Below are 21,065 nucleotides of genomic sequence, written 5' to 3' on the forward strand. Positions count from 1 at the left end.
GAAGTACATGGCCAGCTCGTACGACTCGGTCATCTGCCCGCCGCCGCCGCCCTCCAGCACGATGCGGCCCAGGTCGTCGTCCATCCGGTTGTCCGACTCGAACTGCCCGACCTGCAACGGCACCCGGTCGCAGGTGGCGTCGCCGATCGCGCCGAACATGATCTGCGGATCGGGGGCGTAGCCCTGCCGTTGCAGCAGCCCGAGCAGCTGCGGCAGCTTGGTCTGCAGGACGCGCGGCACGTTGCCCATCGAGCCGGTCACGTCGAACAGCACCGCGATGGGCGTCGAGCGGGGGTGCTCGTCGGAGTCGCGGCTCTCCCGCACCACGCCCCGGGGATCGAGGGCGGGGTGCACCTTGCGCGCCCCGCTGTCGCTGTACGAGAACGCGCTCTTGCCGGTGGCCCGGCGGTAGCGGTCGGCGGCGTCGTACACGTCGGTGGACCACATTCCACTGCCCATGACAGCTCCTTACGGGTTGAGGGTGAAGGGTCGGAAGGTGCGGGGGCCGTAGAGCCGGTCCAGCACCTCGTCCAGTTCGCGCAGCAGGAGCCACGCGTCGTCGGGTCGAGCGCCCAGCGCCCGCTGGCGGCAGCCCCGCGCGAAGGCGTCCAGCTCGCGCGGCGCGCGCGGCCCCATCAGCCAGCTCATGCATCCGCTGGCCATGGCGATGTCGGTGCCCGGCCCGCAGGGCCGCTTCCGGGGAACCTCGTCGGGGTACCACCGCGCGTCGTGACCGGGGACCAGGGCGGGGATCGTGCTGCCGACGGGCGCGGAGAAGCACCAGTCGACGAGCACCACGCCGTGCCGGTCGGGCTCGATGAGCACGTGCGGCGGCAGGACCGCGCCGTGCACGACGCCCGCCCGGTGGGCCAGGCCGAGCGCGACCAGCAGCCGGCGCCACATCCAGGCGACGTCGCGGGCGTCGAGCCCGTCGGGGTACGCCCGCCGCACCTCGGTCAGGTCGTGCAGGCCGGGCGCGGTGGCGAGCACGTTGATCCGCCGTTCGGCGCCGGTCGCGGCGTCGGAGTGCCGGAACGAGTCCACCAGCCGGGGCACGTACGGCAGGTAGCGCGGGTCGCCGCGTTCGGCGATGGTGTGCAGGGCGTGCGCCTCGCGGGCCATCAGGTCGTTGTCGGTGGGCCGCCGGGGCAGCTTGAGCAGCCGGTCGGCGCCGACGTCGTAGAGGTCGGCCAGGTCGCCGGTGTGCTCCGGGGCCGCGCCGAGGCGGTAGTCGCCGAGGACGGTGACCTGGCGGGCCCTCCAGCGGGTGGTGACCCGGACGAACGCGTCGGTGGCGTCGGCGCGTACCGCCGGGTCGGCGGCCACCCGGTCGGGGTGCAGGGCCGCGACCAGCTCGCGGTAGCGGCGGGCCGGCTGGTCGGTGCCGAACAGGTCGTCGTCGTCGCGGGCCGCCGCGACGAGGCGGATGGCCTCGGCGGTCCTCATCGGACCGTCTCCTCCCGGGCGGGGCGCAGCAGCGCCGGGTGCAGCAGCCGGGCGTCGCCGGCCCGGTAGAGCCTGGCGCGGGGGCCGCCGCGCGCGCCGCCGCGCTCGGTGCTGGCGCCGGTGCTCTCCACGAAGCCGGGCACGGAGAGCACCTTGCGGTGGAAGTTGCCGGCGTGCAGGGGGTGCCCCCAGACCGTCTCGTAGACGGCGCGCAGCTCGCTGACGGTGAACTCGGGGGCGAGGAAGCGGGTGGCGAGCGGGGTGTATTCGAGCTTGGCGCGGGCCCGCTCCAGCCCGTCGTCGATGATCCGGCCGTGGTCGAAGGCGAGCTGCCGGTTGGTCAGGGTGGTCACGGGCAGCCAGGCCGCCTCGTCGGCGTCGGTGCCGGGGGCCGGGTCGGGCAGGTCGGGCGCGAACGCGAGGTGGGCGACCGAGACGACGCGCATCCGCGGGTCGCGGCCGGGGTCGCCGTAGCTGGCGAGCTGCTCCAGGTGTACGCGGCGCAGCCCCTCCCCGCCGAGCCCGGTCTCCTCGGCCAGCTCGCGCCGGGCGCCGGCGGCCAGGTCCTCGTCGGGGCGGACGAAGCCGCCGGGCAGCGCCCAGTGCCCCTCGAAGGGGGGCTCGCCGCGCCGGATCAGCAGCAGGTGCAGCGCGCCGTCCCGGATGGTCAGCGCCACCACGTCGACGGTGACCGCGACCGCCGGATAGGCCCGGGGGTCGTACGCGGCCAGGAACTCCCGCTCGTCCACGTCGTCCCTCTCATCTTGAGAACATCTCGAACTGAGAAGAACCTAGCGCACGAAGTCGCCCCTGCCAAGCCCGGTGTCCGGATCGGCAGGGGCGACTCAGCGCACGAGACCCACCAGGTGCGGGCGGCCGCGCGGGTCGTGCAGGGCGAATCCGCCGTCCGGCAGCCGCGCGAAGCTCACCGTGCTCGGCAGCGGCACCGGCAGCTTGAATGCCACCTCCACGGTGTAGGCGTCGGGCAGCCGGTTCTCCAGCGCGGCCAGGCAGCGGGCCTTGCTCCACATCCCGTGTGCGATCGGCCGGGGGAAGCCGAACAGCCGGGCGCCGAGGCGGGAGGTGTGGATCGGGTTGTGGTCACCGGAGACCCGCGCGTAGTCCGTGCCGACGCGGGGCTCGACCCGCCAGCGCGCGGAGCCGGCCGGCGCGGCGGGCCGCTCGCCCCGGTCCCGCCGCTCCCCGCCCGGCGTGCGCTCCCGGCCGAGGTACGTCGAGACGCCCCGCCAGACCTCCTCCCCGCCGACCGAGCCGACGAGCACCACGTCGACCTGCCGCCCCCGGTCGTGCGGGCGCAGGTTCGCCGCGTACGCACGGAAGTCGAGGGTCTCGTCGGCGGTGACCGGGCGGTGCACGGTGATCCGGTTGCCGACGTGCACCACGCCGGTCAGCGGGATCGGGAACCCCGGCGCGGTCATCAGCCGCAGGGCCAACGGGAACCCCATGACGTGCGGAAACGTCGCGGGCAGCCGGTCGGTGAGCCGGAACCCGCAGACCCGGTCGTAGTCGGCCAGGTGTGCCCGGTCGACGGCGGTCCCGGCGACGGCCAGCTCCACCGCCGGCACGCCGCCCGCCCGCCGCCCGCCGGCGAGGCCGGGCAGCGCGCCGAGCAGCGCCCGCCGGTACAGCGCCCCGGCCGCCGGCATCCGGGGCAGCTCCACGCGCTCCCGGGCACCCGGCGCGGCGTGCCCGGCCAGGTCCCGCGTCACCTCGTCGGCCGGCCCGGAGAGGTCGTGCGTCTCCTCGATGCTCAGGTCGTGGCCGCTCGGCCCCGGCCGGCGGACCGCCGCCAGCGTCTCCTCCGGCAGCACCTCCGTGGGGCCGTCGATCAGCTCGTGCAGGGACAGGTCGTCCGCCGGGCCCTCCGCCGGCTCCCTCCGCCCGGCCATCACGCCCCCAGCAGGCTCTGGCCGCAGACCCGGACGACGTTGCCGCTGACCGCGCCGGAGGCCGGCCACGCCAGCCAGCCGATGGTCTCGGCGACGTCCACCGGCAGCCCGCCCTGCGACATGCTGTTCATCCGCCGGCCCGCCTCGCGGACCACCAGCGGGATGCGCGCGGTCAGCCGGGTCTCGATGAACCCGGGGGCGACGGCGTTCACGCTGATCCCGCGCTCGCGCAGGGCCGGGGCCAGCGAGTCGACCAGCCCGATCACGCCCGCCTTGCTGGTGGCGTAGTTGGTCTGCCCCCGGTTGCCGGCGATCCCGGCGATGGAGGAGACCGAGACGATCCGCCCGCCGGCCGGGATCAGCTCCCGTTCCAGCAGGACGTCGTTGATCCGCTCCTGGCTGGAGAGGTTGACGTCGATGACCGAGTCCCAGCGGTCGGCGTCCATCCGGCCGAGGGTCTTGTCCCGGGTGATGCCCGCGTTGTGGACGACCACGTCGACCCGCCCGTGCCGGTCGGCCAGGTGCGCGGCGAGCCGGGCCGGCGCGTCGGGGGCGGTCAGGTCGAGCTGCACGGCCGTCGCGCCGATGTCGTTGGCGACCGCCGCCAGCTCGTCGCCCGCCGCCGGGACGTCCAGCGCGACGACGCGCGCGCCGTCGCGGGCCAGCACCCGGGCCAGCGCCGCGCCGATGCCCCGGGCCGCCCCGGTGACCAGGACGACCTGCCCGTCCAGCGGGCGGTCCCAGTCGGCCGGGGCGGCGGCCGTGCCGGCGCCGACCCGCACGACCTGCCCCGAGACGTACGCGGACCGGCCGGAGAGCAGGAACCGCAGGGTGGCCTCCAGGCTGGTCCAGGTGCCGGGGTCGGCGTCCCTGGTGACGTACACGAGCTGGGCGGTGACGCCCCGGCCGAACTCCTTGCCGATGCTGCGGGTCAGCCCCTCCAGGGCGCGCTGGGCGGTGGCCTCGCGGGGCGAGCCGCCCTCGGCGGGCGGGGTGCCGAGCACGATCACCCGCCCGCTCGGCAGCACCGACCGGGCGTGCGGGTGAAAGAAGTCGTAGAGCTGGCGCAGGTCGGTGGAGTCGGTGACGCCGGTGGCGTCGTACACCAGGGCGGCGAAGCGCTCGGTGGACTCCACGGCGTCGGGGTCGCGCAGCTCGACCCCGGCGGCGGCGAGGAGCTTGCCGACCGGCTCGGCGAGCCGGCCCCCGGTCGCGGCGCCCAGCAGGACGGGACCGGGGGTGAGGGGGTCGCCGGGGGCGTGTCGGCGCAGTCGCGGCGGGTCGGGCAGCCCGAGGCGCTTGACCAGCGCGCGACCGGCCCCCGATCGGACGAAGCTCGCGTACCTGTCGGTCATAGGCGTAGCCTACTGGCGAGTAGGTTGAGGGCAAGTGTTTCGAGGAGGCGGGATCGTGCAGAGCATCCGGCGGGTCGCGGTCATCGGCGGCAACCGCATCCCCTTCGCCCGGTCCAACTCGCGGTACGCGAGCGCGTCCAACGCCGACATGCTGGGCGCGGCGCTGGACGGGCTGGTGGCCCGGTTCGGCCTGGCCGGCGAGCGGATGGGCGAGGTGGTGGCCGGCGCGGTGCTCAAGCACGCGAAGGACTTCAACCTGACCCGCGAGGTGGTGCTCGGCTCGAAGCTCGACCCGCACACCCCCGCCTACGACATCCAGCAGGCCTGCGGCACCGGGCTGGAGGCGGCCATCCTGGTCGCCAACAAGATCGCCCTCGGGCAGATCGAGGTGGGCGTCGCCGGGGGCGTGGACACCACCTCCGACGCGCCGCTGGCCGTCAACGAGGACATGCGCCGCACGCTGCTCAAGCTGAACAGCGCCCGCACGCTCGGCGAGCGGCTGAGGATCGCCGCGAAGCTGCGCCCCACCCAGCCGTTCCGGCCCGAGATCCCGCGCAACGCCGAGCCGCGTACCGGGCTGTCGATGGGGGAGCACGCCGCCCGCACCGCGCTCCGCTGGGAGATCGACCGGCAGTCCCAGGACGAGCTGGCGCTGCGCTCGCACCAGCGCCTCGCCGCCGCGTACGACCGGGGGTTCTTCGACGACCTGCTGACGCCCTACCTCGGGCTCACCCGCGACCAGAACCTGCGCCCGGACACCACCCTGGAGAAGCTCGGCTCGCTGAAGCCCGTCTTCGGCGCGAAGGGCCCGGACGCCGAGCGGGCCACCATGACCGCCGGCAACTCGTCGCCGCTGACCGACGGCGCCTCCACGGTGCTGCTGGCCAGCGAGGAGTGGGCCCGCGAGCACAACCTGCCCGTGCTGGCCTGGTTCTCCTGGTCGGAGGCCGCCGCCGTCGACTTCGTGCACGGCGACGAGGGGCTGCTGATGGCCCCCGCGTACGCGGTGCCCCGGATGCTGGCCCGGGCCGGGCTGACGCTCCAGGACTTCGACTACTACGAGATCCACGAGGCGTTCGCCTCCCAGGTGCTCGCCACCCTGGCCGCCTGGGAGTCCCCCGAGTTCTGCAAGGACCGGCTCGGCCTGGACGCCCCGCTCGGCGCGATCGACCGGGACAAGCTCAACGTCAACGGCTCCTCGCTGGCCGCCGGGCACCCGTTCGCGGCCACCGGCGGCCGGATCGTGGCGACCCTGGCGAAGCTGCTCGCGGAGTCCGGCGGCGGACGGGGGCTGATCTCGATCTGCGCCGCCGGCGGGCAGGGCGTGACCGCCATCCTGGAGCGCTGAGCGCCGCCCCTCGGGGGCGCCGTGCGGGGGCTTCACCTGGAGGCGGGTGCGCCGTACGGGCCCTCGCCCGCACGCGGTGTCGGCCCGCGGCCTAGCCTCGGGTCGCCCCTTCCACCGTCGACCGGAGGTCCGCCCGGTGTCTGCCGCCCCGACGTCCGTGCCCGATCCCCACGCCCGTCCCGCGTCGCCGGTTCCGGCCCCGCCCCGCCCGCCGTCGCCCGGGGGCGTCGGGATCGGCCGTGGCGCGCAGGTCGTCACCGGCCTGGTGCTGCTCGTGCCGGCGGTCGTCGCCCTGCTCTGGTCGTACGTGCTGCCGTCGGTCAGCACCCTGGCGGAGAGCTTCCGGCGGGGCCAGCCGTTCCGCGGTCCGACCGAGTCCGTCGGGGGCGACAACTACGCGCAGGTGATCGAGCGCGGGTTCCTCGGCGACCTGGGCTACGCGCTGCTGCTCGCGCTCGTACCGCTGCTGCTCGCGCTGCTCGTCGCCCCGCTGCTCGCGCTCGCCGCGGAGCGGGCCGGCCGGGCGCCCCGCCTGGTGACCCGGGCGCTGCTGGCCCTGCCACTGGCCGCCTACGCCCCGCTCGCCGTGGGCGTGGCGTGGACCGTGGACCGGTTCGAGGCCGACCGGGACTCCTGGACGCAGTCGCCCACGCTGACCTCCGTACGCACCGTGGCGCTGCTGACGGCCGGGCTGGTGGTCGCGGTCGGCGCCACCGCCTTCCTCGCCGCGCTGCGCCGCCGCCCCGGCGGCGGCCGCTCCGCCCCGGCTGCCCTGGCCGTCGGCGGCGTGCTCGCGCTGGCCGTCGTCGCGGTGACCGTGCAGTCCTGGTCGCTCCAGTGGCCGGTCCTGGGCGGCCGGGACGAGCAGGCCGCCCCGATGGTGCGGATCGTGCGGGAGAGCCTGACGCGGCTCGAGTTCGGCGTCGGGGCCGCGGGCAGCGTGCTGCTGCTGGCGCTCCTGGCCGTGCTCGGCGTCCTCGCCGTCGTCCTGCTCGTCACGACCCGCACGCGGATCGCGTTCACCGGCTGGCGGGAGCGCCCGGCGGCGGGCGCGGCGCCCGCCCCGCGGAGTCCGGTCGCGCTCGGCGCGCTGGCGGTGGGGCTGCTGGCGTTCCTCGGCGTGCTCGCGTACGTGCTGGCGCCGTGGCTGGGGATGCTCGTCGCCGACGCGCCGCCGCTGCCCTCCGGCGTCTCCACCGGCCGGGTCCAGGCCAACACCTGGCTTCCGCCGCTGGTCTCGGCGGTGGTCGGGGTGGGCCTCGCCGCGCTGGCCGGCTTCGCCATCGGCGGCCTGCGCCCGCTGGGCCGGGCCAGCGAGCTGCTCCTGCTGCCGTTCGCGCCCTGGCTCTTCGTGGGCGACGGCCCGCTGGCCATCGCCCACTTCCTGCGGGCGCAGGAAGCCGACCAACTGGACACCTTCGCGGCGCTGATCCCGCCGGGCTGGCTCTCCGTCCCCGCGCTCGTGGTGTTCGCCCTGTTCTTCCGGGGCCAGCGGGAACGCTGGGAGGCCGGCGGCGGGTTCGCCTCGACCATGCTGGTGCCCGCACTGCCCATGGTGGCCGGCGCCGGGCTGCTGAGCTGGCTGGTCGGCGCGCAGAGCTGGCTGTGGCCGCAACTGGTGATCCGGGACGTCGAGCACGCGCCGGCGGCGAACCTCGTCCTCCTGCGGATGGCGCAGTCGTTCGGCGCCCCGGAGGCCGTGCAGGGGTTCGTCGCCCAGGTGCTGCCGCTGCCGATGCTGCTGCTCTTCCTGGTCGCGTTCGTGGCGTTGCAGCTGTTCTACCTCGACCGGCTCGTCATCGCGACGGGCCGGCGGGCGGCGGCGCCGGCCGACGGCCGGGCACCCGACCTTCCCGCCCAGGCCGCTCCGGGCGTCGTGAAGGACTGAGCTGCGCCCGGCGGCCCAGCCGGGGCCACTGACCGCGCCCCCAGCGTCCCCGGTCGGGGCCCGCCGGCGCCGGACGGTCGCCGGCGGGCCCCGGCGTGGCTCAGCTGATCGACGGCGAGCCCGTCAGCGACCAGACCATGTCGCCCTTGCCGTCGTTGTTGATGTTGTAGATGACCTTGCCGTCGGCGGTCCAGCCGCCGGTGCCGCCGGCCGAGCTGCCCCGGCCGCAGAAGTCGTCGCCCTTGTAGGTCGAGTTGATCGCCGCCAGCATCGAGCAGGTGTCGACGGCGATGTCGGCGTCGTTGCGCTCGAGGCGGACCTCGACCACGAACTTGTCGAACTTGTTGCTGCCCGCCTCGTTCCAGGACACGTAGCCGTCGGCGAAGTGGCTGGTGCTGTTCGACCTGACGCAGAGCTTCACCGTCACGTCGGCGTTGTACCAGTCGGTCGGGAACTCCTTGGTGTTGGTCTTGCACGCCGTGGCGGCGCTCGCCGGCGCCGCGGCCAGCACCAGCGCGCCGCTGACGGTCAGCGCCGACGCCATCGCCGCCGCGCCATACCTGATCTTCCGGTTCATTCTCGGGCCTCCCTGTCGTACCGCGATCGGACGAGCGGTGAGCCTCGCCCCCGTGATCACTGTGGATGTCCTGTGTAGACAGTTCGGCTCCAAATGGCAAGACCCTCGGGCCGCCGGGCGGCGGACCACGCGATCCGCCCGCCCCGCCGCCCGCCGGTCGGTCCCGGGCGGCAGAGGTCGGGTGAGGCGGCCCGCGCCCGGTGAGGCGGCCCGCCCCCCGGGTGAGGCGGCCCGCCCGAGGTGAGGCCGTCTGCGCCCGGTGACGCGGCCCGCCACCGGTGAGGCGGCCCACCACCGGTGACGCGGCCCGCCACCGGTGGGGCGGCCCGCCCGGCGACGTTCCCGCCTGCGGATACGAGAGAATGAGCCACGTGACGACGATCCCGAACGTGCTCGCCAACCGGTACGCCTCACCCGAGCTGGTCGCCCTCTGGTCCCCGGAGGAGAAGATCCGGATGGAACGGCGGCTCTGGCTCGCCGTGCTCCGGGCGCAGCGGGACCTCGGCGTGGCGGTTCCGGACGGCGTGGTCGAGGCGTACGAGCGGGTGCTGGACCAGGTCGACGTGGCCTCGATCGCCGAGCGGGAGCGGGTCACCCGGCACGACGTGAAGGCCCGGATCGAGGAGTTCAGCGCGCTCGCCGGGCACGAGCACGTGCACAAGGGGATGACCTCCCGGGACCTCACCGAGAACGTCGAGCAGCTCCAGGTGCGGGCCTCGCTGGAGCTGATCCGCGACCGCGTGGTCGCCACCCTCGCCCGGCTGGCCCGGCTCGCCGTCGAGCACTCGGGCCTGGTCATGACCGGCCGCTCGCACAACGTCGCGGCGCAGGCCACCACGCTGGGCAAGCGCTTCGCGTCGGCCGCGGAGGAGCTGCTCATCGCGTACGAGCGGCTGGACGACCTGATCAACTGGTACCCGCTGCGCGGCGTCAAGGGCCCGGTCGGCACCGCCGCCGACCAGCTCGACCTCTTCGACGGCGACGCCGACAAGGTGGCCGAGCTGGAGCGCCGGGTGGCCGAGCACCTCGGCTTCTCCCGGGTGCTCGACAGCGTCGGCCAGGTCTACCCGCGCTCGATCGACCTGGCGGTGCTCGCCGCGCTGGCGCAGATCGCCGCCGCGCCGTCGTCGCTGGCGACCACGATCCGGCTGATGGTCGGCCAGGAGCTGGCCACCGAGGGCTTCAAGCCGGGCCAGGTCGGCTCCAGCGCGATGCCGCACAAGATGAACACCCGCTCCAGCGAGCGGGTCAACGGCTTCGCGGTGATCATCCGGGGCTACCTGTCGATGGTCGGCGAGCTGGCCGGCGACCAGTGGAACGAGGGGGACGTCTCCTGCTCGGTGGTCCGCCGGGTCGCCCTGCCGGACGCGTTCTTCGCCGCCGACGGGCTGTTCCAGACGTTCCTCACCGTGCTGGACGAGTTCGGCGCGTACCCGGCCGTGATCAACCGCGAGCTGGAGCGCTTCCTGCCGTTCCTCGCCACCACCAAGCTCCTCGTGGCGGCCATCCGGCGGGGCGTCGGCCGCGAGGTCGCCCACGAGGTGATCAAGGAGCACGCGGTCGCCGTCGCCCTCGCCATGCGGGAGAAGGGCGCCGCCGAGAACGACCTGTTCGACCGCCTCGCGACGGACGGCCGCCTGGGCCTGACCCGCGGCGAGATCGACGCCCTGGTCGCCGACCGTACGGCCTTCGTCGGCGCCGCCCCCGCCCAGGTCGAGGCCGTTGCCCGCCGCATCGCGAAGGTCGTCGACGCCCACCCCGCCGCCGCCACCTACACCCCACCCCCCATCCTCTGACCCCACCCCGGCCGCACGGCCCCCGGACCCCGCCCCGGCCGCACGGCCCCCGACCCCACGCGGTTGATCATGACGTTGTCGCCGCGACACGCCGAGGAGGTGGGCGCCAACGCCATGATCAACGCGCCGGACGGGCGGGTGGTGGGTGGGTCAGGCGTCGCGGGTGGGGGTTTCCGCGGCCGTGCGGAGGTTGGGGGCGCTGGCCGGCTCGGCGATGCCGCCCGGGGACTCGGCGAAGGCCGGGTCGTGGGCGGTCTCCGCGGCGACCAGGGGCTGGTCGGGCGGCATGACGTCGGGCATCTTGGGTGCCACGATCACGGCGGTGCCGTACGCGCAGATCTCCATCCACATCTCGCCGCAGTCGCGGCTGTCGAAGCGCATCCCCACCACGGCGTTCGCGCCGAGCCGGCGGGCCTCCTCGCCGAGCCGGGCCACCGAGTCCGTACGCCACCGGGTGAGGTTGTCCGGGGCCATCGGGTCGTACGCGCCACCGCGCAGGTTCTTGACCCCCTCGCGGTACGGGTTCCGCGTCCTGGCCATCGACGACACCACTTCGCCGAGGATCTGGCGGATCTCGTACCCGGGTAGTTGCTCCGTCGTCACGACCAGCACGTTTCCGATGGTCGCAGGGTTGCGCGCACCCGATCGTGTGCCTTGTTCACCTGATCGGATGCTGCAAAACGGCGCGGCGCGGACGGCCGGCGCGCAGCCGACCATCCGCGCCGCCGGGGCGCTAACCGTCAGACACCGGCCGTCTGGGTGATCCAGGCCCGGTTGTACGCGACGCTGCCGTAGTTCTGGATGCTCTGGCCGTCGGCGGTGGAGGCGACGCCGACCTGCCGGCCGTTGTAGAACTGCGGGCCGCCCGAGTCGCCCCGCCACGCGTTGCCGTTGATCCGCGTGCTGCGGATCGCCTGGCCGCCGTACGCGTCGGTGGCGCTGTTGCTGGTCACCTGGACCGAGGCGGTCTTGAGCTGGGTGGAGGCCGAGCAGCCGCTGTAGCAGGTCATGCCCCAGCCGTAGATCGAGTTGGTGGAGCCGATCGGCGGGTTGCTGGTGGCCAGCGAGACGTACGAGGTGTTGACACTGCTGGACAGGCGCAGCAGGGCCAGGTCGTAGCGGCTGTAGCTGGCGCTGACGGAGCTGGTGACGCCGCCGGAGGAGCGGTAGACGCTGCCGACCCGGACGGACATCGTGCCGCTGACGCAGTGCCGGGCGGTGAGCACCCACTGCGGGGCGATGATCGTGCCGGAGCAGGTGAACGATCCGTTGCTGAAGACGGCGGCGGCCCACGGGGCGGACGAGACGGTGCCGCCGCCGATGATCGGCTGCGGACCGGCCGGGGCGGCGACCGCGCCGGAGCTGGCGCCGAGCAGGCCGGCCGCTGCGGTGGCCAGCACCGCGATCATGGATCGGATGCGCATGGTGGGGCTCCTTCGGGGACGGGTCCGGGTTCACCGGTCGAGCTGTCGGCCGGCGGGCGGGGGTGGCCCGACGGCCGCGGACGTCCAATCGACGTACGACGATGTACGGTAGGGCCCCTGAGATGTCGTTCACAAGAGTGAAATAGATTTTCACCGATGCGGCGCGGTCGAGTCGGTCGATCGTGACGGGCGCGCGGCGGTCCGGCGCAGTGGGGCGAATCGGGCCGGTCGGCAACGGAAACGCATCGGGATCGCAACGAACCCGTATCGGTCTCCCGGCCCCCGCGCCGGGAATGTCGATCACTGCCTGAACTGCGTCCGGCCGGTGCGTCCAGGGCCGGATCTGCCAGGTAGGCTGGCTGCGCTCGCCCGTTGTGGGTCGGCACCCAACTGCGTACACAGTCAGGAGTGCCCAGTGCCTCGCGTCGTCGTCGACGTCATGCTCAAGCCCGAGATCCTCGATCCCCAGGGCCAGGCCGTCGCAAACGCGCTGCCCCGGCTCGGCGTCAGCGACGTCGCCTCGGTTCGGATCGGCAGGCGGATCGAGATCGAGTTCTCCGGTGAACCGGACCTGGACCGGGCCCGCGAGATCGCCGACAAGCTGCTCGCCAACCCGGTCATCGAGGACTACACCGTGCGCCTGGTCGAGGCCGACGAGACCGCGGACGCCCGCTCGTGACCGCCCGGGTCGGTGTGGTCACCTTCCCCGGCTCGCTCGACGACGGGGACGCGGCCCGGGCCGTCCGGATCGCGGGCGCCGAACCGGTCCGCCTCTGGCACGGTGACCCGCGGCTGCACGGGGTGGACGCCGTCGTCCTGCCCGGTGGCTTCTCCTACGGCGACTACCTGCGCTGCGGCGCGATCGCCCGGTTCGCGCCGGTGATGGAGACGATCGTGGACGCGGCCCGGGGCGGCCTGCCCGTGCTCGGCGTCTGCAACGGCTTCCAGATCCTCTGCGAGGCCCACCTGCTGCCCGGGGCCCTCACCCGCAACCAGCACCTGCACTTCCGCAACCGGGACCAGGTCCTGCGCATCGAGTCGGTCGACACCGCGTGGACCAACGCGCTCCAGCCCGGCCAGGAGGTGCTGATCCCGGTCAAGAACGGCGAGGGCTGCTACGTCGCCGACACCGCGACGCTGGACCAGCTCGAAGCCGAGGGCCGGGTGGTCGCCCGCTACGTCGGCGGCAACCCCAACGGGTCGCAGCGCGACATCGCCGCCGTCACCAACCCCGCCGGCAACGTGGTCGGCATCATGCCGCATCCCGAGCACGCCGTGGAGGCGCTCACCGGCCCCTCCCTGGACGGCCTCGGCTTCTTCACCTCGGTGCTCAAGCACCTGGTGGGGGCGCCGGCGTGACCGTGCGCGGCGGCATCATCGGTCTGCTCAGCCGCCCTCGGGGCGGCCTCGGGCGCAGCGAGGAGAGGTCATGACCACCCATCCGGACGAGGTTCGCGAGACCCCGGAGGCGTTCCCGGCCGCCCCGGCGCAGCCGGTGGAGCCGCGTCCGGCCGCGGTCGCGGCGCCGGCCGCCGACTGGGCCGCCGGCGTGGACACGGTGCCGCACGCCGGGGACACCCCCGGCGAGCTCCAGCCGTACGCCGAGCTCGGGCTCCGTGACGACGAGTACGACCGGATCCGGCACATCCTCGGCCGCCGGCCCACCCAGGCCGAGCTGGCCATGTACTCGATCATGTGGAGCGAGCACTGCTCCTACAAGTCCAGCAAGGTGCACCTGCGCCAGTTCGGCGAGAAGGCCCCGCCCAGCGACCGGCTGCTCGCCGGCATCGGCGAGAACGCCGGCGTGGTGCAGGTCTCCGACGAGCTGGCGGTGACCTTCAAGGTCGAGTCGCACAACCACCCGAGCTTCGTCGAGCCCTACCAGGGCGCGGCGACCGGCGTCGGCGGCATCGTCCGGGACATCCTGGCCATGGGCGCCCGCCCGGTCGCGGTGATGGACCCGCTGCGCTTCGGCGCGGCCGACCACCCCGACACCGCGCGGGTGCTGCCCGGCGTCGTCGCCGGCATCGGCGGCTACGGCAACTGCCTCGGCCTGCCGAACATCGGCGGCGAGGTCGTCTTCGACCCCTGCTACCAGGGCAACCCGCTGGTCAACGCGCTCTGCCTCGGCGTGCTGCCGGTCGACCGGCTGCAGAACAAGGCCGCCGCCGGCCCGGGCAACGTCGTGGTGCTGATGGGCGCCAAGACCGGCCGCGACGGCATCGGCGGCGTCTCCGTGCTGGCCAGCGCCACCTTCGACGAGGGCAGCGAGCAGCGCCGCCCGTCGGTGCAGGTGGGCGACCCGTTCATGGAGAAGCTGCTCATCGAGGCCTGCCTGGAGCTCTACGACGCCCAGCTCGTCGTCGGCATCCAGGACCTCGGCGGCGCCGGCCTGACCTGCGCGCTGACCGAGACCGCCGCGGCGGCCGGCACCGGCATGCGGGTCTGGCTGGAGCGGGTGCCGCTGCGCGAGCCCTCGATGGAGCCGCACGAGATCCTGGCCAGCGAGTCCCAGGAGCGGATGCTGCTGGTCGTCGAGCCGGCGAAGCTCGACGCGGTGCTCAAGACCGCCGAGAAGTGGGGCGTCTGGGCCACCGCGATCGGCGAGGTCACCCCGCCGTCGCCGGACGGCCAGCCGGGCCGCCTGCTGATCACCTGGCGGGACCAGCTCGTGGTCGACGTGCCGCCGGGCTCCCTGGTCGACGACGGTCCCGTCTACGCCCGCCCGATGCGCGAGCCGGCCGACCTGATCCTGCTCCAGGCCGACCGCGCGGAGACGCTGCCCCGCCCGGCCGACCCGGAGGCGCTGCGCGAGACCGTGCTGCGCATGATCGCCTCGCCCAACCTGGCCGACAAGACCTGGGTCACCGAGCAGTACGACCGGTACGTGCTGGGCAACACCGTGCTCGCCCAGCCGGAGGACTCCGGCGTGATCCGGATCGACGAGCGGACCGGGCTCGGCGTCGCGCTGTCGGTCGACGGCAACGGCCGTTACGCGCGCCTCGACCCCTACCACGGCACGAGGCTGGCGCTGGCCGAGGCGTACCGGAACGTCGCCGTCACCGGCGCGAAGCCGATCGCCGTGACCAACTGCCTGAACTTCGGCTCGCCGGAGGATCCGGGCGTGATGTGGCAGTTCGCCGAGGCCGTCCGCGGCCTGGCCGACGGCTGCGCCGAGCTGGGCATCCCGGTGACGGGCGGCAACGTCAGCTTCTACAACCAGACCGGCGCGGCCGCGATCCACCCGACCCCCGTGGTGGGCGTGCTCGGCGTGCTCGACGACGTGGCCAACCGGGTGCCGATGGGCTTCGTACCGCGTCCGGGCGGCGACCACGACCAGCTCTTCCTGCTCGGCGAGACGCACGTGGAGCTCTCCGGCTCGGAGTGGGCGTGGGTCACCCACGAGCACCTCGGCGGCGTACCCCCGCAGGTCGACCTGGCCCACGAGCGGCTCCTGGCCGACCTGCTCGCGGAGGCCGCCCGGGTCGGGCACCTCAGCTCGGCGCACGACCTCTCCGACGGCGGTCTCGCGCAGAGCCTGGTCGAGTCCTGCCTGCGGCGCGGCGTCGGCGCGCGGATCGCGGTGCCGGAGCGGTTCGCCGGCGGCTCGATGCCGTTCGTCTACCTGTTCAGCGAGTCCGCCGGGCGGGCCCTGGTCTCGGTGCCGCGCGGCCACGAGAAGGCGTTCACCGCCCTCTGCGCCGAGCGCGGCGTGCCGTTCGAGCTGATCGGTGTCACCGACCCGGCCGGCGGCGCGCTGGAGGTGCACGGCCAGTTCCGGATCGGCCTGGACGAGCTGCGCGCCGCGCACACCGCGACCCTGCCGCGCCTCTTCGGGGGCTCGGGGGTCGTCGAGGTGCCCGCGCCGGCCGCCGGCGTTGCCGGTGCGGTCGAGGCCGTGCCGCTGCCCGACGCCGAGCGGGCCGAGGCGGCGCCGGTGGACCCGGCGGACGTCGCGGCCGAGCCGATCGCGTCGGCGGCGCCGGTCCCGTCGACCGGCGCGGTGGCGCCGGTCGAGGCCGACGCCCCGGAGCGGCCGGCTGCCGAGGCCGCCGACGGTCCGGCCGAGGCCGCCGCTCCGACGCAGGCCGCCGGGGCGTCCGACCCCGACTCCGGTGAGACCGAGCAGCCCGCCGCGCCCGACAAGCGCTGAGGCGTTGGCCGCGGCGGTCTACGGCCAACCCGGATCCGGCGCCCGGTTCGACTGGGGGCTGACCGGGGCGGCCGAGCTCGGCCGGGTCTGCGCGGTGCTGGTGGTGGTGGACGTGCTCTCGTTCACCACCGCCGTGGAGGTCGCCGTCGGGCGGGGCATGCGGGTGCACCCGTTCCCGTGGGGCGAACAGGCCGGCGACTACGCGCGGCGGGTCGGCGCGGTCGCCGCGGTGGGCCGCCGGCAGACGACCTTGGACCACCCGTGGTCGCTCTCACCGGCGGCGCTGAGCGCCGCGCCGGTCGTCGCCGACCTCGTGCTGCCCTCGCCGAACGGCTCGGCGATCAGCGCCGCGGCCAGCGCCACCGGCATGCCGGTGGTCGCGGCCTGCCTGCGCAACGCGCCCGCCGTCGGGCGCTGGCTGCGCCACCAGGGGTACGGCTCGACGGACGCCCCGATCGGCGTGGTCGCCTCCGGCGAGCGGTGGCCGGACGGGTCGCTGCGCCCCTCCGTGGAGGACCAACTCGGCGCGGCCAGCGTGCTGGACGCCCTCTCCGGGGTGCCCGGCGGGCTCTCCGTCGAGGCGGCCATGGCGCTCGCCGCGCTCGCCAGCACCCCCGACGTTCCCGCCGCCGTGCGTGGCAGCGTCTCCGGCCGTGAGTTGATCGAGGGCGGTTTCGCCCAGGACGTGGAGGTCGCCGTCCAGGTCGGCGTGTCGGACGTGGTCCCCGTGCTGCGCCAGGGCGTCTTCTCCGCCGCCTGACGGCCGTCGGGCTGCCGTCTTCGGGGTTCCCCGCTGTCTGGGTGGCCGTCGCGCCGGCGCGGGACCGAGGGCCGTCGCGCTTCTTCCTCGCCGGCGGTCGCGGCGCGAACGGCGAGGGCCGCCCGGGAACTCCCGAGCGGCCCTCGCCGTGGTGCCGTTTCGTCGGGCGCGTGGCCCGCCGGGTCAGCCGTCGTCAGTCGTCCAGCCAGTCCAGCCGGCGACCGCCCCGGTCCTGCTGCGGCGGGCCGTCCGCCCGGCCGCGCCCGGCCTGCGGGTCGTCGTAGCCGCCCTGCTGGCCGTAGCCGCGGTCGTCGTAGCCGCCGCGCTGCTGCGGGGGCTCCTGGCCGTAGCCACCCTGCTGACCGTAGCCACCCGGGTCGTAGGAGGTGGGCTGGTCGTAGCCGCCCTGCTGGCCGTAGCCGCCGCGCGGCGCGGGCTCCTGGCCGTAGCCGCCCTGCTGACCGTAGCCGGGCTCGTCGTAGCCGCCCTGCTGACCGTAGCCGCCGCGCTGGTCGTAGCCGCCGGTCGGCTCCCCGCCCCGGCCGTACGGCGCGGGCTCGGACCGGCCGTAGCCCTGCTCCTGCTCCTGCTGGTAGAGGCCCGTCGCGTACGGGTCGGCCGGGGCCGGGTACTGGGTGGCCTCGCCGGTGTAGCGGCCGGTCGGCTCGTCGTACCGCTCGCCGTAGCCCCGGCCACCGCCGGAAGCCGACGAGTAGCCGGCCGCACCGGCAGCACCGGCCGCACCAGCCGCACCGTAGTCGCGGCTGCCGTAGCCGCCACCGGACGCGGGCGCGTTGCCGTAGCCGCTGCCGGAGGATGGGGCGTTGCCGTAGCCGCCGCCGGACGCGGGGGCGTTGCCGTAGCCGCTGCCGGACGACGGGGCGTTGCCGTAGCCGCCGTCGCCGTAGCCGCCCGCGCCGGCCGGCTCGTCGCCGTAGCCGTTTCCGGCCCAGCCCGCCCCGGCACCCGCCGCGCCGTACGGCTGCGGGGGCGCGCCGTACGGGTCCGGCGGCACGTCGTCGACCACGGGGCGGTGCATCATCGTCGGCGCGTCGCTGAGCGAGGTGCCGCCGACCATCGTCGGGTCGGGCCCGGCGCCGACCCGGTTGACCACCCGGGTCTGGTCGTCCGCACCGGCGCCACGGTAGCCCTCACGGGCCGCCGGGACCGCGCCCGCCGCAGCGCCCGCCGGGGCGTCGTCGGGCTCGTCGTCGCTGTCCTTGCGGCGCATCCAGAGCAGCACGATGGTGCCGACACCCGCGGCGACGAGCAGGCCGCCGAGCAGGATGAACAGCCAGTTCCCCATGCCGCCGGAGTCCTCGTTGCTGGCGTTGGCCGCCGCGCCCGGGGTCGCCTCGGTGCTCTCCTCGGGGGTCTCGTCGACGGCCTCCTCGGTGGGGAGGGGCTCCTCGCTGGCCGAGGGGGTCGCGCTCGGGGTGGTCTCGACCTTGATCGCCAGGGTGATGCGCTGGCCGGTGATGCTCTGACCGGCGGCCGCGTCGAAGCTCTTGGTGGCGTACACCTCGCCGACGCTGGCGCCGACGGCGAGCCGGCCCGGCGCGATCGGCTTCTCGGTGGTGCCGTTGAAGCGGAAGTTGCCGTTCTCGTCGCTGACCGTGTCCCGCTTGTTGCCGGCGCCGTCCTGGAGCATCACCACGGCGTTCGGCACGGCCTTGCCGTTGGCCTGCGCGACCACCTTGCCGGAGACCGACTTGACGGTCTGCGTCTGCGGCTGGGTCGGCTGCGCCTTGCCCTTGACGGTCAGCTGGAAGGTCGCGGTGCCCGCGCCGGACTTGTCGCCCTCGGCCGCCACCGTGACGGTGACGTTCGCGTCACCGGCGTTGTCGTTGGCCCTGATGCGCAGCAGGTGGGGCTTTGCGCGGTCGTTGTTGAACCGGAGCTCTTCGCAGCCGCCGCAGCTCACGCCGCCGGGAAGACCGGCGAGGCTGATCCGGACGGTCTCGTCGCCCTCGCGGGGAGTCACCATCAGGGTGACGGCGGCGTCGCTGCCGGCGCTGACGGTGACCGAGCCGGACGACACGTTGACGTCGGCGGCCAGGGCCGGTGTGGCGGGGACAGCGAGCACAGCGCCGACAACCAGCGCCACGACCACACCGGCCCGCTGCTTCCAGGCACGTCGGTGTGTTGACACGTCCACCGCCTTCCGGACTGACTTCCCTCGACCGGCGGGGCGCCGGGCCGGGGATCATCACGGTACGAATACGCCGTCGGCAACTATGCCTTGTCTGACCGGATCGGCGCGACCCAGGGCCGGCGTGCGGCGCGCCGGGCTCCGGTCGTATCGTCCCGTCGTGTCCTCTCCGCACATTAAGTCCGCCGCGGTCGCGGCGGCGTTGTCGGCGCTCGACGAGGGGCGTACGCCCGAACGGCCGGTCCTCCGAGATGCGGTCCGTGCCCTGTTGACCGCCCTCGCGGAGCGCGCCCCCGGCCGATCGGTGGAGGTGCGTGTCCCACCTTACGGCGCAGTTCAGTGCATTCCCGGTCCTCGACACACCCGCGGCACCCCGCCGAACGTCGTGGAGATGGACCCGGGGACCTGGCTGGCGGTGGCCACCGGGCGGCTCGAATGGGCCGAGGCGATCACCCAGGGTCGCGTACAGGTGAGTGGAATTCGGGCGGATCTCTCCGCGTACCTGCCGCTCTAGCTGCGGCGACGCGCATCGATGGGTGACGCATGGGAGCCGGATCGTGACTTTCTGTATTGACAGCGATTCGCGTACACTGTCAGGCGACGACAGTGGTCCCGGTCGAGGAGTGCGGATCCGCCCCCCGCGTGGTGCGCACGGCCGGTCCAGACCAGCATGAGGGAGCGCAGGTGCCCCGAGGCGACGGCCGGCTGAGCCACGACCTTGACCCCCAACGACCCGGCCCGCAGGACGCGTGCGGCGTCTTCGGCGTGTGGGCGCCCGGTGAGGAGGTCGCCAACCTGACCTACTTCGGGCTCTACGCCCTCCAGCACCGCGGCCAGGAGGCGGCGGGCATCGCGGTCAGCGACGGCTCGGGCGTGGTGGTCTACAAGGACCTCGGCCTGGTCGCCCAGGTCTTCGACGAGCCGACCCTGGCGAGCCTGCGCGGGCACGTGGCGATCGGCCACGCGCGCTACTCCACCACCGGCGGCTCGACCTGGGAGAACGCCCAGCCGACCATCCGGTCCACCACCTCCGGCACCACCATCGCGCTGGCGCACAACGGCAACCTGGTCAACACGGCGGAGCTCCAGCGCGAGGTCACCGAGCGGGGCCTGGTCGCCGACGGCTCGACCAACGACACCTCGCTGGTGACGATGCTGCTGGCCAGCCGCCCCGACCTGTCGGTGGAGGCGGCGGCCCTGGAGGTGCTGCCCCGGCTGCGCGGCGCGTTCAGCTTCGTGTTCATGGACGAGTCGACGCTCTACGCGGCCCGCGACCCGCACGGCGTACGCCCGCTGGTGCTGGGCCGGCTGGAGCGCGGCTGGGTGGTGGCCAGCGAGACCGCCGCGCTGGACATCGTGGGCGCGAGCGTGGTCCGCGAGGTCGAGCCGGGCGAGCTGATCGCGATCGACGAGGACGGCCTGCGGTCCAGCCGGTTCGCCGCCCCGGAGCCCAAGGGCTGCCTCTTCGAGTACGTCTACATCGCCCGCCCGGACGCCACCATCGCCGGCCGCAACGTGCACTCCGCCCGGGTGCAGATCGGCCGCCAGCTCGCCAAGGAGCACCCGGTCGAGGCGGATCTGGTCATCCCGGTGCCGGAGTCGGGCACCCCGGCGGCCATCGGCTACGCCGAGGAGTCCGGCATCACCTACGGCGCCGGCCTGATGAAGAACCCGTACGTCGGGCGCACCTTCATCCAGCCGTCGCAGACCCTGCGCCAGCTCGGCATCCGGCTCAAGCTCAACCCGCTGCGGGAGAACGTCCGGGGCAAGCGGCTGGTCGTGGTCGACGACTCGATCGTGCGCGGCAACACCCAGCGGGCGATCGTGCGGATGCTGCGCGAGGCCGGCGCGCTGGAGGTGCACGTGCGCATCTCCTCGCCGCCGGTCAACTGGCCCTGCTTCTACGGCATCGACTTCGCCACCCGCGCCGAGTTGCTGGCCAACGGGCTGGACAACGAGGGCATCCGGCGGTCGATCGGCGCGGACACGCTCGGCTACGTCTCGCTCTCCGGTCTGATCGCCGCCACCGAGCAGCCGAAGACCCGGCTGTGCCGCGCGTGCTTCGACGGGGAATACCCGATCGAGCTGCCCGCCGGCAACCTGATCGGCAAGCACGTGCTCGAGGGGGTGGGCCGGCGGGTCGCCGCGGCGCCCGACGCCCCCGAGCACACCGCCCCTCCGCTCGTCGCCACTCCGGGCGGCGTGACCACACACCGCCCGTAGCACCACCCGGCGCGGCCGGTCACCGCCGGCACG

At 74.5% G+C, this 21,065-nt stretch carries 17 protein-coding genes and 1 pseudogene; 9 read left to right on the forward strand and 9 right to left on the reverse strand.

Translation table 11 applies throughout. From position 1 onward, the window contains the following. The 5 genes and pseudogenes from ACWENR_RS03405 to ACWENR_RS03425 all read right to left on the reverse strand — a co-directional run. Positions 1-459 (reverse strand): annotated as a pseudogene (locus ACWENR_RS03405) (hypothetical protein); the annotation flags it as partial. A 9-nt stretch (positions 460-468) separates the two neighbouring features. Continuing rightward, entirely contained in the window at positions 469-1,446 is a 978-nt protein-coding gene (locus ACWENR_RS03410; protein ID WP_452275462.1) for a serine/threonine protein kinase, read from the reverse strand. Next, the gene (locus ACWENR_RS03415) at positions 1,443-2,195 is read right to left on the reverse strand and encodes an NUDIX hydrolase (RefSeq protein WP_452275463.1); all 753 of its coding nucleotides are present in this window, start codon (positions 2,193-2,195) and stop codon (positions 1,443-1,445) included. The genes ACWENR_RS03410 and ACWENR_RS03415 overlap by 4 nt, the downstream gene beginning before the upstream one ends. A gap of 96 nt (positions 2,196-2,291) precedes the next feature. Then, the gene (locus ACWENR_RS03420; protein ID WP_452275464.1) at positions 2,292-3,356 is read right to left on the reverse strand and encodes a MaoC/PaaZ C-terminal domain-containing protein; all 1,065 of its coding nucleotides are present in this window, start codon (positions 3,354-3,356) and stop codon (positions 2,292-2,294) included. Continuing rightward, positions 3,356-4,711 carry a 3-oxoacyl-ACP reductase gene (locus ACWENR_RS03425; RefSeq protein ID WP_452275465.1) on the reverse strand — a complete coding sequence of 452 codons (1,356 nt, stop codon included), beginning with the start codon at positions 4,709-4,711 and terminating at the stop codon, positions 3,356-3,358. The genes ACWENR_RS03420 and ACWENR_RS03425 overlap by 1 nt, the downstream gene beginning before the upstream one ends. Before the next feature lie 55 nt (positions 4,712-4,766). Between ACWENR_RS03425 and ACWENR_RS03430 the strand changes: the two genes are divergently transcribed. Then, a complete protein-coding gene (locus tag ACWENR_RS03430; protein ID WP_452275466.1) occupies positions 4,767-6,059 on the forward strand; it encodes an acetyl-CoA C-acetyltransferase in 1,293 nt (430 codons plus the stop codon). A 136-nt stretch (positions 6,060-6,195) separates the two neighbouring features. Beyond that, complete coding sequence (locus ACWENR_RS03435) at positions 6,196-7,947, forward strand: sugar ABC transporter permease (protein ID WP_452275467.1); 1,752 nt, start codon at positions 6,196-6,198, stop codon at positions 7,945-7,947. A 100-nt stretch (positions 7,948-8,047) separates the two neighbouring features. On the opposite strand, the gene ACWENR_RS03440 is transcribed toward ACWENR_RS03435, so the two are convergent. Beyond that, positions 8,048-8,524: a hypothetical protein gene (locus ACWENR_RS03440; protein WP_452275468.1), complete on the reverse strand. Its 477-nt coding sequence runs from the start codon at positions 8,522-8,524 to the stop codon at positions 8,048-8,050. A gap of 371 nt (positions 8,525-8,895) precedes the next feature. Here ACWENR_RS03440 and purB point away from each other — a divergent pair, with 371 nt between their 5' ends. Continuing rightward, positions 8,896-10,320: an adenylosuccinate lyase gene (gene purB / locus ACWENR_RS03445; protein WP_452275469.1), complete on the forward strand. Its 1,425-nt coding sequence runs from the start codon at positions 8,896-8,898 to the stop codon at positions 10,318-10,320. Between the two features lie 150 nt (positions 10,321-10,470). Here purB and ACWENR_RS03450 read toward each other — a convergent pair whose 3' ends face one another. Together ACWENR_RS03450 and ACWENR_RS03455 are read right to left on the reverse strand one after the other, a co-directional pair. Beyond that, positions 10,471-11,037: a YbjQ family protein gene (locus ACWENR_RS03450; protein ID WP_452275470.1), complete on the reverse strand. Its 567-nt coding sequence runs from the start codon at positions 11,035-11,037 to the stop codon at positions 10,471-10,473. Between the two features lie 23 nt (positions 11,038-11,060). Beyond that, entirely contained in the window at positions 11,061-11,744 is a 684-nt protein-coding gene (locus ACWENR_RS03455) for a S1 family peptidase (protein WP_452275471.1), read from the reverse strand. Positions 11,745-12,159: 415 nt separating this feature from the next. Between ACWENR_RS03455 and purS the strand changes: the two genes are divergently transcribed. From purS to ACWENR_RS03475, 4 genes are all read left to right on the forward strand, one after another. Then, positions 12,160-12,423 carry a phosphoribosylformylglycinamidine synthase subunit PurS gene (purS, locus tag ACWENR_RS03460; RefSeq protein ID WP_452275472.1) on the forward strand — a complete coding sequence of 88 codons (264 nt, stop codon included), beginning with the start codon at positions 12,160-12,162 and terminating at the stop codon, positions 12,421-12,423. Continuing rightward, positions 12,420-13,103 carry a phosphoribosylformylglycinamidine synthase subunit PurQ gene (gene purQ / locus ACWENR_RS03465; protein WP_452275473.1) on the forward strand — a complete coding sequence of 228 codons (684 nt, stop codon included), beginning with the start codon at positions 12,420-12,422 and terminating at the stop codon, positions 13,101-13,103. The genes purS and purQ overlap by 4 nt, the downstream gene beginning before the upstream one ends. Before the next feature lie 70 nt (positions 13,104-13,173). Next, the gene (gene purL, locus ACWENR_RS03470; RefSeq protein WP_452275474.1) at positions 13,174-15,897 is read left to right on the forward strand and encodes a phosphoribosylformylglycinamidine synthase subunit PurL; all 2,724 of its coding nucleotides are present in this window, start codon (positions 13,174-13,176) and stop codon (positions 15,895-15,897) included. A 4-nt stretch (positions 15,898-15,901) separates the two neighbouring features. Beyond that, on the forward strand, positions 15,902-16,657 hold the full coding sequence (locus ACWENR_RS03475) for a 2-phosphosulfolactate phosphatase (RefSeq protein ID WP_452275475.1): 756 nt from the start codon (positions 15,902-15,904) through the stop codon (positions 16,655-16,657). Positions 16,658-16,850: 193 nt separating this feature from the next. On the opposite strand, the gene ACWENR_RS03480 is transcribed toward ACWENR_RS03475, so the two are convergent. Continuing rightward, positions 16,851-18,809, reverse strand: a complete 1,959-nt coding sequence (locus ACWENR_RS03480; RefSeq protein WP_452275476.1) for a hypothetical protein — start codon at positions 18,807-18,809, stop codon at positions 16,851-16,853. Between the two features lie 160 nt (positions 18,810-18,969). Between ACWENR_RS03480 and ACWENR_RS03485 the strand changes: the two genes are divergently transcribed. Both ACWENR_RS03485 and purF read left to right on the forward strand, forming a co-directional pair. Beyond that, positions 18,970-19,323: a sterol carrier family protein gene (locus tag ACWENR_RS03485; protein ID WP_452275477.1), complete on the forward strand. Its 354-nt coding sequence runs from the start codon at positions 18,970-18,972 to the stop codon at positions 19,321-19,323. 170 nt (positions 19,324-19,493) lie between these two features. Beyond that, the gene (purF, locus tag ACWENR_RS03490) at positions 19,494-21,032 is read left to right on the forward strand and encodes an amidophosphoribosyltransferase (protein WP_452275478.1); all 1,539 of its coding nucleotides are present in this window, start codon (positions 19,494-19,496) and stop codon (positions 21,030-21,032) included. Positions 21,033-21,065 lie beyond the last annotated feature (33 nt).

This window comes from Micromonospora sp. NPDC004336 (assembly GCF_053602615.1).

Bases quoted from the DNA above. Each gene is read 5' to 3' on its own strand.
- ACWENR_RS03410 (WP_452275462.1), bottom strand. From the start codon at position 1,446: ATGAGGACCGCCGAGGCCATCCGCCTCGTCGCGGCGGCCCGCGACGAC.
- ACWENR_RS03420 (WP_452275464.1), bottom strand. From the start codon at position 3,356: ATGGCCGGGCGGAGGGAGCCGGCGGAGGGCCCGGCGGACGACCTGTCC.
- ACWENR_RS03425 (WP_452275465.1), bottom strand. From the start codon at position 4,711: ATGACCGACAGGTACGCGAGCTTCGTCCGATCGGGGGCCGGTCGCGCG.
- ACWENR_RS03440 (WP_452275468.1), bottom strand. From the start codon at position 8,524: ATGAACCGGAAGATCAGGTATGGCGCGGCGGCGATGGCGTCGGCGCTG.
- ACWENR_RS03450 (WP_452275470.1), bottom strand. From the start codon at position 11,037: ATGGTCGGCTGCGCGCCGGCCGTCCGCGCCGCGCCGTTTTGCAGCATC.
- ACWENR_RS03455 (WP_452275471.1), bottom strand. From the start codon at position 11,744: ATGCGCATCCGATCCATGATCGCGGTGCTGGCCACCGCAGCGGCCGGC.
- purL (WP_452275474.1), top strand. From the start codon at position 13,174: ATGACCACCCATCCGGACGAGGTTCGCGAGACCCCGGAGGCGTTCCCG.